Raw genomic sequence first — 14,236 nt, forward strand, 5'->3', positions numbered from 1 at the left:
TTGGTTTTTTTTCGCGAGCAAGCTCGCTCCTACAAGTTCTTCACCTGATTGGCCGACGCGTCAGCACCTTCACCACATCATCAACCACCGCTTTGCTCATCGTCGTCAGATAGTGTGCTGCCCACGCGTGCCGGTCGGAGTCTTGGGCGTAGGCGGCATCCACGGTCAGGGATTTGGCGAGGAACAGCAGGTCAGAGGCTTGGGCCAGGGCATCGGCGATGGGGACGTCGCGGCAGACGTGGAACAAAGGTTGGTCAGAGAGATACAGGAAGGGTGTGAAACCGACGGTTTTTAACTCTGACGGTTCGGACGTATTTGCTTTAGTCATGGTGTAGCTCCTTAACTTGAGGAGCTGCCACGTTCGTTTCCAAGCGAATGGGTGGCAGCTGTGCGCAGGTTGGAAAACCGGAAGTCAAGGAAACCGGCACGTCCGAAGACGTCCCACGCACAGCTGCCATAACACAGGGCTGCAAAAAAATGTACGCAGTTGTGATGGGGCTGTTGCGTTTGACTTGACGGGTTTCCAAGCCCGTTCGCTGAATGGTCAGCGACGTCCGGAGACTATCCCGTCGAAGAAAAGCGCAACAAGGCGGCAAAGTGCCCAAAAGCAAGATTCGGAGTTTGCCTACAAGACCCTACGGCGTCATCCGATATTGCGACACCTGAAGTAAACAATGTTTAAGCGGAAAACACGCAAAAAGCTTGTGATTGACGCTTCCTGACAACATTTCAAACGCCTCAATGATCTCCCATGAACCATCAATCAAGTGGGGGCCAAGGCTCAACGATCAGGTGCTGGAAACGGTCATTAACAATTTTGGGAAGTACCAAGCGTGGTCGGGTAGCCGCTCAAGCTCATAAAGTTATTCCCTTGAGATCATATTCCTTGGGTGGCATATTGTATGGGCTGGGATATTGAGTACACCGACCAGTTTGGAGTCTGGTGGGAGGGGCTGGATGCGCAAGAACAGGCCTCGGTTTCGGCCAGCGTCAATTTGCTGGAGTTCTTCGGGCCAGGGCTACGTTTTCCCCACAGCAGTGACATCAAAGGCTCTCGATTTGGCAATCTCCGAGAGCTGAGGGTCCAGCATGCGGGGCGACCTTATCGTGTGCTGTATGCATTTGATCCACGTTGATGCGCTCTACTTTTGATCGGAGGGAACAAAACCGGTCAGGGCCGTTGGTATGACGAGCATGTCCCGCTGGCGGACAAGTTGTATGGCGAACATTTGGAAACACTGCGTAAAGAGGGCCACAACGATGGCTAAGAAATTTTCTGAACTTCAAGCTCGCATGACGCCGGAATCTCGAGCTAACGCAGAGCGGCTATTCCAACAGCACCTGAAAGAAATGCCCTTGCATGAGTTGCGTAAGGCGCAGGAACTGAGTCAGGCCACGCTGGCCAAGACACTGCATGTCAACCAGGCGGCAATCTCCAAGATGGAGCGGCGTACCGACATGTACATCAGCACGTTGCGCAATTACATCCGTGCCATGGGCGGTGAACTGGAAATCATCGCGACCTTTCCCGAGGGGCAGGTAAGGATCGAGAACTTTGCCAACTGAGCAGTCAGACACGAGAAAGCCGCGCATTGCGCGGCTTTCTTGTTTGGTGGGCCCACACGGACTTGAACCGTGGACCAAAGGATTATGAGTCCTCTGCTCTAACCAACTGAGCTATAGGCCCCAGTAGGTCGCGGATTATAGCGACGGTTTCGCGGCTGTGCTATCCGAAAAATCCAATACGGCTGTACGAAGAAACGTCGCGGCGAATTCGTCTGAGGGCAGGGGCAGGCTGACGATGTAGCCCTGGATCTGCTCGCAACCTTCAAAGGCCAGAAATTGCTGCTGGGCCTGGGTTTCGACGCCTTCGGCAATCACGGTGAATTGCATGCTGCGGCCGAGTGCGATGATGGCGCGCACGATGGCGGCGTCGTGGGGATCATCCGGCAATCCGCGAACGAACGACTGGTCGATCTTGAGAATATCCAGTGGCAGGCGTTTGAGGTAGCTCAAAGACGAATAGCCCGTGCCGAAGTCGTCGATCGCCAGCTGCACGCCCAGTTGCTTGAGTTGATGCAGAACCGCCAGCGCTTCTTCCGCCTGGCTCATGATGAAGTTTTCAGTAATTTCCAGTTGCAGGAGCCCGGGTTTGAGGCGGTAGTCCTTGAGCAATTGTTCGATGCGCCCGAGCAGGTTCGGTTGACGCAGCTGAGCGCCCGCGAGGTTGACTGACAGCGGGCCGAGGCCCGCGTAGGTTTTGTTCCACTCGTGCAATTGCCGGCAGGCGGTCTCCAGTACCCAGTCGCCGATCTGCAGGATCATGCCGTTTTCTTCGGCCAGGGAAATGAAGTGCTCCGGCGGTACGTCGCCAAAGGTCGGGTGGCGCCAGCGAATCAGTGCCTCGGCACCGACCAGGCGATAGTCGTCGAGGCTGATCTTCGGTTGGTAGCACAGGTACAGCTCATTGCGTTCGATGGCGCGCCGCAGTTCATGCTCCAGCGCTATGCGTTCACTGGCTTGCGCGGTGAGGTCGCAGGTATAGCTTTCGACCCGGTTACGGCCTTTGGCTTTGGAGCGATACATCGCCGCATCGGCGTTCTTGATCAGCGTGGCCACATCGCAACCATCCTGCGGATAAAGGCTGGTGCCGATGCTGGAACTGATAAAGAACTCATGCTCTCCAGCCTGGAACGGTGCGGTGAAGCAATTGAGCAGCTTGGTGGCGATGTTGTCGGCATCGCTGGGTTGCTGCAGGCCGGGCAGCAGGATGATGAACTCATCGCCGCCCAGGCGTGCCACGGTGTCGATGTCGCGCAACTGTTCCTTGAGGCGCACGGCAATGCCCTTGAGCAACAGGTCGCCGACCGGGTGGCCGAGGCTGTCGTTGATGTGTTTGAACCGATCCAGATCGAGGAACAGTACCGCGCCCTGGCCACCGACTTCTCTCTGGGTATTGAGTGCGGTCTGCAAGCGACTTTCGAACAACGTGCGGTTGGGCAGGCCGGTCAGTGGGTCGTGGTGAGCCTGGTAGTCGAGTTTGGCCTGGGCGTGTTTGAGGCTGGAAATGTCGGCGAACACCGCCACGAAGTGGGTGATGAACTTGTCCCGGTTGCGCACCGCGCTGATGGTTAGCCAGCTCGGGTAGAGTTCGCCATTTTTGCGCCGGTTGGAGATCTCTCCTTGCCAGTGCCCTTCGGCGGTCAATTGATGCCACATGGCGGCGTAGAACGCACTGTCATGCAGGCCCGAGGCAAGCAGGCGCGGGGTGTGGCCCAGCGCTTCGCTTTCGCTGTACCCGGTGATCTCGGTAAATGCGCGATTGACGGCGCTGATGTGCTGCTGGGTGTCGGTGATCAATACGCCTTCGGCGGTGCTTTCGAACACGGTGGCAGCCTGTTGCAGTTTTTCCTGCATCAGGTGCCGCTCAGTGATGTCCCTGGCGATGGTCAGCATGCAATCCTCGTCGCCGATCGGCAGTGGGCGACTGGATACCTCACAGAGGCGGATCTGCCCGTCGCTGCGGCGGATATGGCAACTGAAGTCGCGAACGAAGCCATCGCGGTGCAACAGGTCGAGCATCTGCTTGCGTTCGTTGAGGTTGACCCAGATCCCGAGATCCAGAGCCGAGCGATCCACCGACATCGCACTATTGAAACCAGTGATGCGGCTGAAGCCTTCGTTGACTTCCAGCAGCAAGCCATCACTCTGCCGTGACAGCAGCAAGCCGTCCGGGGAGGCGTGGAAGGCCTTGGCGAATTTCTCTTCGGAGGTTTGCAGTTGCTGCTGGGTTTCCTTGAGCTGGGTGATGTCGCGTACGACCACCACCAGCGCCGGCGTTGTATCGAGGTCAAAGGGTTCGGCCGAGATCAGGCCGGTAAACACTTGGCCATTGCTGCGGCGAAAGGGCATCTCGAGGTTGCGGATGCTTCCGGCCTGCAAGCGCTGCAACAAGCCGGGCCCCACGCCGGGAATGCCCCAGATATTGAGGTCGGTGGCGGTCTGGCCGATGACGTCCTCGGCCCTGAGGCCGATCTGCTCTTCGAATGCTTCGTTGACCTCCAGCAGGCAACCGTCGGAGAGACGCGCAATGACCAGAATGTCCGGGCATTGCTGGAACACCGAAGCAAATTTTTGTTCCGACAGACGAAGAGCTTCTTCGGTGCGCTTGGTTTCGCTGATGTCGATCATCAGCCCGCGCATCACCGGTTCGTGGCCGTGTTCGATCAGGCTGACGATATCGCGGACCCACAAACAGCGCCCATCAGCGGTGATGACCCGATAATCCAGGCTGTGATCACGCCCTGCCAACACTTCATGATCGCAAAAACTCTGCGCGCGGGTAAGGTCGGCGGGGTGAATGATGTTGCGCCAGAAGCCCGGAATCAGCCAGTGGGACAGGGGATATCCGAGTAGATCCTCGGCGTGGGGTGACACGTAGCTGTAAGTGAAGTCGCTTATCCGCGCTTCCCAGGCGATGGCCGAGAGACTTTCTACCAGCCCGCGGTAGTGATATTCGCTACTGCGCAGCTCCTGCTCCAGATCAACCCGGCGGGCAATTTCCGAACTCAGCCGGCGGTTGATGCGGATCACTGCTGCCAGCACGGTGATCAGCAGCAGCAATCCTGGAAGGCCATAGACCAGCAGATCGGACCAAAAAGTCCGGTGATCGAGGACGTTGCCGACCCATTGTTCCTGGATTGTGCTGATTTCGGCCGGGGTCATGTCCGCCAGGACTTTGTCCAGGATGCCGACCAGCATCTTATTGTCTCGCGGTACGCCCATGGCCAGTTGATAGCGATATGGCGTTTCGCCGCTGACATACAACCCATCCAGCTTGAGCTGGCGCAAACTCCAGACGCTGGAGGCGAGATCACCCACCACGGCATCCACTTCATCTGTTGCTAGCGCCTGCAAGGCCGAACTGACGTTGGGCATCGCCACCAGATTCAGGTCGGGATGGTGGGTGCGAAGCAGTTCGTGGGGCGCATAATTTTCCACAACCGCGATTTTCAGTCCGTAAAGGTCCTGTAGCTTGCGCGGTTGAGGGCCGCCGACATGGGCCAGGATGACAATCGGGAAGTCCAGATAGGGGCGGGTAAACGACAGATAAGCCTGTCGTTCAGGAGTCGACATGATGCCAGGCAGCAGGTCCAGCTTGCCTTGCTTGGCCTGCTTCAGCACAACCGACCAACTGACGGGTTCGATGGGCGTGAGTTTGACCGCCAATCGCTGGCGAATCAGGTCGATATAGTCTGCTGCAAGTCCCTGGTAACGGCCCTGATCGTCACGAAACTCAAAGGGTGGCCAGGACGCATCGACACCCAGACGCAAGTCCGGGTGAGCCGCAAGCCAGCTACGTTCTTCGTCGGTCAGAGTCAGCGCGCCAGCCGTTGCGGTCCAGGTCATCAGCGACAGCAAAAAAAGCACGGTCGGCAGTCTGGGCATAACGGTCTCGTTATGGCTCGGGGAATGATTCGAGTGTAGACGGGCAAATCGACGGGAGGGGTATGGCGGGGGATTTAATCTGCATAAAGCAAAACCCCCGGCCTGGGCCGGGGGTTTTGTGATCACTCGTCGAGGAAAGAGCGCAAATGCTCGCTTCTCGTCGGGTGGCGCAGCTTGCGCAGCGCCTTGGCTTCGATCTGACGAATCCGCTCACGGGTCACGTCGAACTGCTTACCAACTTCCTCAAGGGTGTGGTCGGTATTCATGTCGATACCGAAGCGCATGCGCAGTACCTTGGCTTCACGGGCAGTGAGGCCGGACAGCACTTCGCGAGTCGCTTCTTTAAGGCTCTCAACGGTAGCAACATCGATTGGCGACTGCATGGTCGAGTCTTCGATGAAATCACCCAGATGGGAATCTTCGTCATCACCGATCGGGGTTTCCATGGAAATCGGCTCTTTAGCGATCTTCAATACCTTGCGGATCTTGTCCTCAGGCATTTCCATGCGTTCGCCCAGTTCTTCCGGCGTCGGTTCGCGACCCATTTCTTGCAACATCTGACGGGAAATACGGTTGAGCTTGTTGATCGTCTCGATCATGTGCACCGGAATACGGATGGTGCGGGCCTGGTCGGCGATCGAGCGAGTGATCGCCTGACGGATCCACCAGGTGGCATAAGTCGAGAATTTGTAGCCGCGGCGGTATTCGAACTTGTCTACTGCCTTCATCAAGCCAATGTTGCCTTCCTGGATCAGATCGAGGAACTGCAGGCCACGGTTGGTGTACTTCTTGGCGATGGAGATCACCAGACGCAAGTTCGCTTCAACCATCTCTTTCTTCGCGCGGCGGGCCTTGGCCTCACCGATCGACATGCGACGGTTGATGTCCTTGATCTCGGCGATGGTCAAACCGGTTTCGGTTTCCAGCGCGGTCAGCTTTTGCTGGCATCGAATGATGTCCGGTTGCAGGCGACCAATGGCTTCAGCGTATTTGGTCTTTCCCTTGGCCAGTGCGTCGGTCCAGCTTTCGTCGATTTCATTGCCCGGGAACTGGCGCAGGAAGTCGGCACGCGGCATGCGCGCATCACGAACGCAGAGCTGCATGATTGCACGCTCTTGTTGACGCAGACGGTCCAAAGCACTGCGAACACGCTCGACCAGGCCTTCGAATTGCTTCGGCACCAGTTTGATCGGCATGAACAGCTCGGCCAGTGCCAACAACTCAGCAATCGCTGCCTTGTTGTGGCGACCGTGCTTTTTCAGGGCCTTGCGGGTGATTTCCATCTGATCGGCCACAGCGCCAAAACGCTGTGCGGCGATGATCGGATCCGGACCGCTTTCGGCTTCTTCTTCGTCATCCGAGGCTTCGGCGTCTTCGTCGTCGGAGTCGTCATCCGCTTTCGCGGCCTTCGCATCGATCGGCGGTGGCACTTCTGCCGCAGGCGGTGCAATGCCGTCGTCCGGGTCGATATAACCGCTCAGGACGTCGGACAGGCGACCACCTTCGGTGGTGACGCGAGTGTACTCGGAGAGAATATGGTCAACCGTGCCAGGGAAGTGCGCAATGGCGCTCATCACTTCACGGATGCCCTCTTCGATACGCTTGGCGATTTCGATTTCGCCTTCACGAGTCAGAAGCTCGACCGTCCCCATTTCGCGCATATACATGCGCACCGGGTCAGTGGTGCGACCGATATCGGTCTCCACCGCTGCCAACGCAGCGGCTGCTTCTTCCGCAGCGGCCTCGTCGGTATCGGCGTCGGCCAGCATAAGGGCGTCCGCATCCGGAGCACTCTCGTGTACGGGGATCCCCATGTCGTTAATCATGCGGATGATGTCTTCCACCTGCTCGGGATCTGAAATATCCTCGGGCAGGTGGTCGTTGACCTCGGCGTAAGTCAGATACTTCTGCTCACGGCCCAGTTTGATCAACTCAATAATACGAGACTGCTGTTGCGCTTTTCCGGACATAACACCCTATCCACTGAAGGTCTTGGCGGGCAAAAAACAAGCCGAGGATTATACCTGAGCTATGACCTCACGCGCCAGTTGAGGTCGGGTTTGATGCGGAAACATTCTGTTTTAAGAGGTCGCGCATCTGTTTTGCTATCTGAATTTGCTCTTCAGCCGACAATCCCGGCTGCCTTGCTTTCTTGATGAGTTCGTCGAGGGTCTGCGTGTGCTGACCCGCGGATAATCTAGTAATGGTGTCTAAAAACTGTTGTTCAAGGTTATCGCCGTCAATTAACCACTCCTTTTCTGCGAGTGCTCTCAATAGGCGACCTTGCTCTGTGCCGTGCCAACGGGCCATCAACTGAATAGAGTTTAGCTTAGGATTTTTCTGCACGGCCTCGATCAAGGCGATTAGTACCTGAGCGTACGTGTTGCTCTCGTTGGCAAAGTGATCGGCGCTCTCGACCTTGCCGGCCAGTTGTGGGTGGTGGATAAGCGTTCGCAACGCGATAAGCGTCGGGGCTTCTACCGCCACTGGCGTGCGTGGAGCATAGGATTCATCGCGATCACCGCGCTTGCCGTTTTTGCTCCACGGTTTCTTGTCCCATTTCTTGCCGCCAGCACCGGGCTTCTTCGGCGTCCATTCCTGCTGGGGCGCGTAGGCCTCCTGGGGTTGATGGAAGTCTGAATAGTCCGGCATGGCGTCGTAATCCATGCCCGGGTCATAGGCTGGCGGCGCGTCTTGAGGCGCGCTGTGAACCAATTGGCTGACCGCCTCGCCGCTCAAGCCGGTGATTTCCAGCAAGCGTTGGCGCATCAGGGTGCGCAGATTGGCGCCTGGGACCTTGTCGATCAGCGGTGCCGCAAGGGTGGCCATATGGGCCTTGCCTTCGAGGGAGCGCGGATCGGCTTCTTCGGTCAGTTGCTGGAAGAAGTAGTCCGCCAATGGCTGAGCGTGCTGGTTGATGCGTGCGCGGAAGGCATCGGTACCTTCGGAGCGGACCAGGGTGTCCGGGTCTTCGCCTTCGGGCAGGAACAGAAAGCGTGCCCGGCGGCCATCCTGCAGGCTCGACAGCGTTGCTTCCAAGGCTCTCCAGGCGGCATTGCGGCCAGCCTGGTCGCCATCGAAACAGAACAAGACGCTAGGCACCACGCGGAACAGGCGCTTCAAGTGTTCTTCACTGGTGGCGGTGCCGAGGGTGGCCACGGCGTTACGCAGGCCTTGTTGAGCAAGGGCGATCACGTCCATATAGCCTTCAACCACGATGATTTCATCGAGGTTGCGGTTGTTCTTGCGGGCTTCGAACAGGCCATAGAGTTCCTGGCCCTTATGGAATACCGGAGTTTCCGGAGAGTTCAGGTACTTGGGTTTGTCATCACCCAGTACCCGGCCCCCGAAGGCGATGATCCGGCCGCGGCTGTCGCGGATCGGGAACATCACGCGGTCACGGAAACGGTCATAGCGCTTGCCGGTCTCGGCATTTTCCACCAATAGGCCGGCGTCGATCATGGCTTTCTGTTGAAGGGTGTCGCTGCTCAGGTGCTTGTACAGGTTGTCCCAGCCTGGCGGTGCAAAGCCGAGGCCGAAATCACGGGCGATTTCGCCGGTGAGGCCGCGACCCTTGAGGTAATCGACGGCAGCCTTGCGCTGGGGATGGCTCTTGAGCGCCTGGCGGTAGAAATCGGCGGCGGCCGTGAGCAGCGGGTACAGCGGTGAGTCAGTCGGCTGTCGGGGTTTGTGCGATCGGCCGCTTTCTTCCCGGGGAATTTCCATGCCGGCGGCTTTGGCCAGTTCTTCAACAGCCTGGGGGAAGTCCAGATTGTCGTGGTCCATGATGAAGCCGAGAGCATTGCCGCCAGCGCCGCAGCCGAAGCAGTAGTAGAACTGTTTGTCGGGGCTGACGCTGAAGGACGGGGTTTTCTCTTTGTGAAACGGGCAGCAGGCGGTGTGGTTCTTGCCGGCTTTTTTCAGTTGCAGGCGAGAGCTGACCACATCGACGATGTCGGTGCGGTTCAGAAGGTCGTCAATGAAGCTCTGGGGAATTAGCCCGGCCATGGCGTTCTCGTCATCTGCGCTGAAAGGGACCCGAAACGAGGTGCTGCCGAACGCGGGTCGTTGTGTGAGGCGCGCAAGGTGTGCGGCTCGACCGGTGTCGTCTGCGTAATCGCTGTCGGGAAGTGTATCTGCCGAAAATCCACTGACGTTAATAACATTCAGTATTCGACTATTTGAAAGTGTTGCGCTGAGTCCGTCTGCGACCAGTCATTGGTCTCGGATAGCTCATAGTTTGGCACGCAAACGGTGCCTCGGGCTGATCGTCGTGAGAGGAATCAGTGGGTGTGCTCGTCAGTAGCCTTGAAAGGCTCGTCAGAAAAGACGTGCACCGCTGGCAGAAAAGCCAGGTCTGACGCGGTGAAGCAGATTCGTCTCGGTCGCGTCTGCGGCTTCGACGGTGAAGCATCAAGCGTTTTACGCAAATGCCATAAGCCCGGCTGAGGGCCGGGCTTGGCAGAAGCTTGCTACGATCGTCTGTGTATTAGTACAGACGAACGGCGCGGCGCTGTTCGCGCTGAACTTTCTTGGCGTGACGCTTAACAGCGGCTGCTGCTTTGCGCTTACGCTCAGAAGTTGGCTTCTCGTAAAATTCGCGGCTACGAACTTCAGCCAGTACACCGGCTTTTTCGCAGGAGCGCTTGAAACGACGCAGAGCTACGTCGAAGGGTTCGTTCTCTTTTACTTTGACGGCTGGCATCCAGAGCTACCTTCATTCATTACCGGGGTCAACATCCTCGCGGCAAAAGAGCACTTGAAGACGTCGGTTTTTAAGGGTTGCGGATGTTAACCCCTCAACGCTCGGAATGCAAAGCCTCTGATCGAAAACCGCTGGTCGGGGCATCACGCGGCGACTATTATGCGCGCCTTCGAATTCAGCCTAAACAAGGCGCAAACCCATGCTAGTACTGGGATTAGAAACCTCCTGCGACGAAACCGGTGTCGCACTATACGACAGTGAACGTGGCCTGCTGGCCGACGCGCTGTTCAGTCAGATCGACTTGCACCGCGCCTATGGCGGAGTGGTGCCGGAGCTGGCCTCGCGCGACCACGTCAAGCGCATGCTGCCCTTGATTCGTCAGGTGTTGGCCGAAGCCGACTGCGTGCCAACCGAGATCGACGCCATCGCTTACACCGCCGGTCCCGGTCTGGTAGGGGCATTGCTGGTGGGTGCTTCCTGCGCGCAGGCGCTGGCCTTTGCCTGGGGCATTCCGGCGCTGGGTGTGCATCATATGGAAGGTCACTTGCTGGCACCCATGCTGGAGTCGCAACCACCGGAATTTCCGTTCGTCGCTTTGTTGGTGTCCGGTGGCCATACGCAGTTGGTGCAGGTCGACGGAATCGGTCAATACACGCTTCTGGGCGAGACCCTGGACGACGCCGCGGGCGAGGCCTTCGACAAGACCGCGAAGATGATGGGGCTCAATTATCCGGGGGGGCCGGAAATCGCTCGTCTGGCGGAGCAAGGGGTTGCAGGACGTTTCGTCTTCCCGCGTCCGATGTGTGACCGTCCTGGCCTGGATTTCAGCTTCAGCGGCTTGAAAACCTTCGCCTTGAATACCTGGCAGCAGTGCGTGAGCGCCGGGGACGACAGCGAACAAGCCCGTTGCGACATCTCGCTGGCGTTCCAGCAGGCCGTGGTGGAGACTTTGACCATCAAGTGCAAGCGTGCCCTTAAGGCGGCAGGTATGAAGCGTCTGGTGATCGCGGGCGGCGTGAGCGCCAACAAGGCCTTGCGCGCTTCTTTGGAAAAAATGCTCGGCGACATGAAAGGCGATGTTTTTTATGCCCGTCCGCAATTCTGTACTGATAACGGTGCAATGATTGCCTTTGCCGGTTGCCAGCGCTTGAGGGCCGGTCAGCAGGAAAGCCTGGCGATCAGTGTGCAGGCACGCTGGCCAATGGAGCAGCTGTCGGCGTTGTGATGAGTGGCGCTCATGTCCGGCATCTAAAAATGCCGTTCGCGCCCGGCAAACAGGTCGCGTAGATTGCCGCGATGGCGCCAGACGATCAATGCCGTGAGCGTACTCATGGGTAGCAGCGCCGCCGGTTCTTGCCAAGCCAGCAGCGGCAGGGTCAATGGCGTGGCGATGAGCGCGGCCAGCGAGCTGGTTCGGGTCAGGTAGAACGTCAGCAACCAGGCGCAGACCGCCAGCAGCGCTGCAGGCGGATACAGGCCCAGTAACATTCCGGCAGCGGTGGCGACACCCTTGCCCCCGCGAAAGCGGAAGTACAGCGGGAACAGGTGGCCGATGACGGCGCAGACGCCGATCCAGGCCTGATCTTGTAGCGAAAGGCCCGCAACGCCGGCGATCAGCACAGGTAACAGGCCTTTGCAGAAATCGCCGAGCAAGGTCAGGATGGCAAGCTTCTTGCCCGCCAGACGCAACATGTTGGTGGCACCGGCATTGCCCGAGCCACTCATTCGCGGATCGGGGTTACCGGTCAGGCGGCTGAGCAAAATGGCAAAGGACAGAGAGCCGAGCAGGTAGGCGAGGATCGCCAATAACCAAAACATGCTAACTATTCCGGGGCGAGGACGCCCTGATTCTAACGGCGCAATGCGCCCTTGTCGTGTAGCGGAGAAAAGTGCTTGGACAGAGTGTTTATCGAGGGCCTGGAAGTCGACACCGTGATCGGTGCCTACGACTGGGAGCGAGGCATCCGACAATGCTTGCGTCTTGATCTGAGTTTCGCTTGGGATAATCGTCCGGCGGCAGCCGGCGACGACCTGACCCTGGCACTCGATTACGCGAGCGTTTCGTCGCGCATCCAGGCCTTTGCCGAACAGGCACAGTTCCAGCTGGTCGAGACCTTCGCCGAGCGTCTGGTTGAAGTGCTGATGAGTGAATTCAAGATCACCTGGATGCGCCTCAAGCTGACCAAGCCAGGTGCTGTTCCTGCCGCTACCGGCGGCGTGGGCGTGGAGATCGAGCGCGGATGTCGCTGACTCAGGTGTACCTCGGACTCGGTAGCAATATCGAGCGCGAATCCCATTTGCGGGCCGGTCTGGACGCCTTGGCGGGTTTTCTCGTGGATATCCATTGTTCGCCGGTCTTCGAAAGCCAGGCGGTAGGGATCAAGAGCGGACCGTTTTTCAATTTCGTGGTGTCGGCCTTTACCGATTTGCCATTGATGGAGCTTGATCGCCGGCTGAAATTCATCGAAGCCGACAATGGCCGCTATGCGCCAGACCGCAAGGGTTTGCCGCTGGACATCGATGTGTTGTTGTTCGGTGATCTGGTGGGCAGCTTTGATGGCTTGATTCTGCCGCGAGCCGAAATTCTGAAAAATGCCTTCGTGTTGTGGCCGCTGTCGCTGATCGCGCCGGATCGGGTGCATCCAGGTGTGGGCAAAAGCTTTGCGACACTGTGGGGTGAAGCGCAGATTGATCAGGTGTTGGCGCCGGTGGCGTTTGAGTGGCATGGGGAGCAGCTGACGCCTTCGAATTTGTTGTGAGCGGACTGACGTCTTCGCGAGCAGGCTCGCACCCACAGATTTACACTAACCCTGTGTGGGAGCCTGCTCGCGAAGTCTTTCAAATCGACGCGGCTTGCTTGTAAGCCTTCAACGCCCTGAGTCTTTCACGCTTGATCGCCTCGCCCAGCTCCGGACCTTTGAATCCCTTCTCCAGCAACGGCTGAACCGCAACGCTACGAGCCGCCGTCGCCGCTCCGCGCAAGTAGTCCGCCTGTGGGTAACTTCTCTGTTCCAGGCCTTTGCGTCCACGGGCGTCCATCTCGCACGCCGCAATGAACTCCTCGAACCGTTGGGGGCGACGGTAAACGTCGAAGCTTTGCAGCAATTCCAGCAGAGTCGATGGTTTCAGTTCCAGGGCGCGGTGGCCGTGGGTGTGATATTCGCCCACCAGCAGCGCCAGCTCCTGGCAATCCCTGGGTGCCTTGAAGCGCTCATTGACCGCTTTGATCAGCTTGAGACCCTTGAACTCGTGGGCAATGTGCCGTGGCCACTCTTCCTGCGGCGTCAGTCCTTTGCCCAGGTCATGCAGCAGGCAAGCCCAGCGCACGGTCAGTGGCTGATTGTGCTTTGCAGCCTGCTCCAGGACGCTGAGAGTGTGTGCGCCGGTGTCGATTTCCGGATGGTGAGTCTCGGGTTGCGGAACCCCAAACAGCGCGTCGATTTCCGGCATCAACACCTTGAGTGCCCCGCACGCGCGCAACACTTCGATGAATACCTGTGGCTGGCTTTCCATCAGTGCGCGGGAAATTTCTTTCCAGCTGCGTTCCGCCGTCAGGGCTTCAAGCTCGCCTGATTCGCTGAGTTGGCGCATCAGGTCCAGTGTTTCCGGGGCGACGGTGAAACCCAGTTCGGCATAACGCGCCGAAAAGCGGGCAACGCGCAGAACCCTGAGCGGATCTTCAGCGAATGCAGGGGAAACGTGACGAAGTATGCGCGCTTCAAGGTCGCGCTGGCCGTGATAAGGGTCCGTCAGGTTCTGATGATCGTCCTCGGCCATGGCGTTGATCGTCAGGTCGCGGCGGATCAGGTCTTCTTCAAGCGTCACTTCGGGGCTGGCGTGAAAAGTGAAGCCGCCATACCCGCGTCCGCTTTTGCGTTCGGTCCTGGCAAGGGCGTATTCCTCGCCGGTCTTTGGGTGAAGAAACACCGGGAAATCCGCGCCAACCGGGCGAAAGCCCCGGGCGAGCATTTCTTCGGTGGTGGCGCCAACCACGACCCGGTCAATGTCAGTGACAGGTATGCCCAGCAGGCGATCCCGTACTGCACCGCCAACTTTATAGATCCGCATAAAAAACCTCCGTTA

11 protein-coding genes, 1 tRNA gene and 1 pseudogene are annotated in these 14,236 nt (G+C 58.3%); 5 read left to right on the forward strand and 8 right to left on the reverse strand.

The window, feature by feature from the left end:
* Positions 1-40: 40 nt before the first annotated feature.
* The gene (locus FFS64_RS08790; RefSeq protein ID WP_137805041.1) at positions 41-328 is read right to left on the reverse strand and encodes a DUF3077 domain-containing protein; all 288 of its coding nucleotides are present in this window, start codon (positions 326-328) and stop codon (positions 41-43) included.
* A 574-nt stretch (positions 329-902) separates the two neighbouring features.
* Between FFS64_RS08790 and FFS64_RS08795 the strand changes: the two are divergent.
* Positions 903-1,268 (forward strand): annotated as a pseudogene (locus tag FFS64_RS08795) (type II toxin-antitoxin system RelE/ParE family toxin).
* Positions 1,261-1,566: an XRE family transcriptional regulator gene (locus tag FFS64_RS08800; protein ID WP_137805042.1), complete on the forward strand. Its 306-nt coding sequence runs from the start codon at positions 1,261-1,263 to the stop codon at positions 1,564-1,566. The pseudogene FFS64_RS08795 and the gene FFS64_RS08800 overlap by 8 nt, the downstream one beginning before the upstream one ends.
* Before the next feature lie 44 nt (positions 1,567-1,610).
* Here the strand turns inward: FFS64_RS08800 and FFS64_RS08805 are convergent.
* From FFS64_RS08805 to rpsU, 5 genes are all read right to left on the reverse strand, one after another.
* Positions 1,611-1,687: transfer RNA gene (locus tag FFS64_RS08805), tRNA-Ile, on the reverse strand.
* Positions 1,688-1,701: 14 nt separating this feature from the next.
* Positions 1,702-5,448: a bifunctional diguanylate cyclase/phosphodiesterase gene (locus FFS64_RS08810; protein ID WP_137805043.1), complete on the reverse strand. Its 3,747-nt coding sequence runs from the start codon at positions 5,446-5,448 to the stop codon at positions 1,702-1,704.
* Positions 5,449-5,570: 122 nt separating this feature from the next.
* Complete coding sequence (rpoD, locus tag FFS64_RS08815; RefSeq protein ID WP_137805044.1) at positions 5,571-7,418, reverse strand: RNA polymerase sigma factor RpoD; 1,848 nt, start codon at positions 7,416-7,418, stop codon at positions 5,571-5,573.
* Positions 7,419-7,485: 67 nt separating this feature from the next.
* On the reverse strand, positions 7,486-9,456 hold the full coding sequence (gene dnaG, locus FFS64_RS08820) for a DNA primase (protein WP_137805045.1): 1,971 nt from the start codon (positions 9,454-9,456) through the stop codon (positions 7,486-7,488).
* A gap of 481 nt (positions 9,457-9,937) precedes the next feature.
* Entirely contained in the window at positions 9,938-10,153 is a 216-nt protein-coding gene (gene rpsU / locus FFS64_RS08825) for a 30S ribosomal protein S21 (RefSeq protein ID WP_002551877.1), read from the reverse strand.
* Between the two features lie 199 nt (positions 10,154-10,352).
* On the opposite strand from rpsU, the gene tsaD reads away from it, so the two are divergent.
* Positions 10,353-11,378, forward strand: a complete 1,026-nt coding sequence (tsaD, locus tag FFS64_RS08830) for a tRNA (adenosine(37)-N6)-threonylcarbamoyltransferase complex transferase subunit TsaD (protein ID WP_137805046.1) — start codon at positions 10,353-10,355, stop codon at positions 11,376-11,378.
* A gap of 23 nt (positions 11,379-11,401) precedes the next feature.
* On the opposite strand, the gene plsY is transcribed toward tsaD, so the two are convergent.
* The gene (gene plsY, locus FFS64_RS08835; RefSeq protein ID WP_137805047.1) at positions 11,402-11,971 is read right to left on the reverse strand and encodes a glycerol-3-phosphate 1-O-acyltransferase PlsY; all 570 of its coding nucleotides are present in this window, start codon (positions 11,969-11,971) and stop codon (positions 11,402-11,404) included.
* Positions 11,972-12,046: 75 nt separating this feature from the next.
* Between plsY and folB the strand changes: the two genes are divergently transcribed.
* Both folB and folK read left to right on the forward strand, forming a co-directional pair.
* Positions 12,047-12,403 carry a dihydroneopterin aldolase gene (folB, locus tag FFS64_RS08840; protein WP_008051601.1) on the forward strand — a complete coding sequence of 119 codons (357 nt, stop codon included), beginning with the start codon at positions 12,047-12,049 and terminating at the stop codon, positions 12,401-12,403.
* Complete coding sequence (gene folK, locus FFS64_RS08845) at positions 12,394-12,912, forward strand: 2-amino-4-hydroxy-6-hydroxymethyldihydropteridine diphosphokinase (RefSeq protein WP_137805048.1); 519 nt, start codon at positions 12,394-12,396, stop codon at positions 12,910-12,912. Before folB ends, folK begins: the two co-directional genes overlap by 10 nt.
* 79 nt (positions 12,913-12,991) lie before the next feature.
* Here folK and FFS64_RS08850 read toward each other — a convergent pair whose 3' ends face one another.
* Positions 12,992-14,221 carry a multifunctional CCA addition/repair protein gene (locus FFS64_RS08850; RefSeq protein ID WP_137805049.1) on the reverse strand — a complete coding sequence of 410 codons (1,230 nt, stop codon included), beginning with the start codon at positions 14,219-14,221 and terminating at the stop codon, positions 12,992-12,994.
* Positions 14,222-14,236: the final 15 nt, after the last annotated feature.

The organism is Pseudomonas sp. G(2018), assembly GCF_005502415.1.
Taxonomy (GTDB): Bacteria; Pseudomonadota; Gammaproteobacteria; order Pseudomonadales; family Pseudomonadaceae; genus Aquipseudomonas.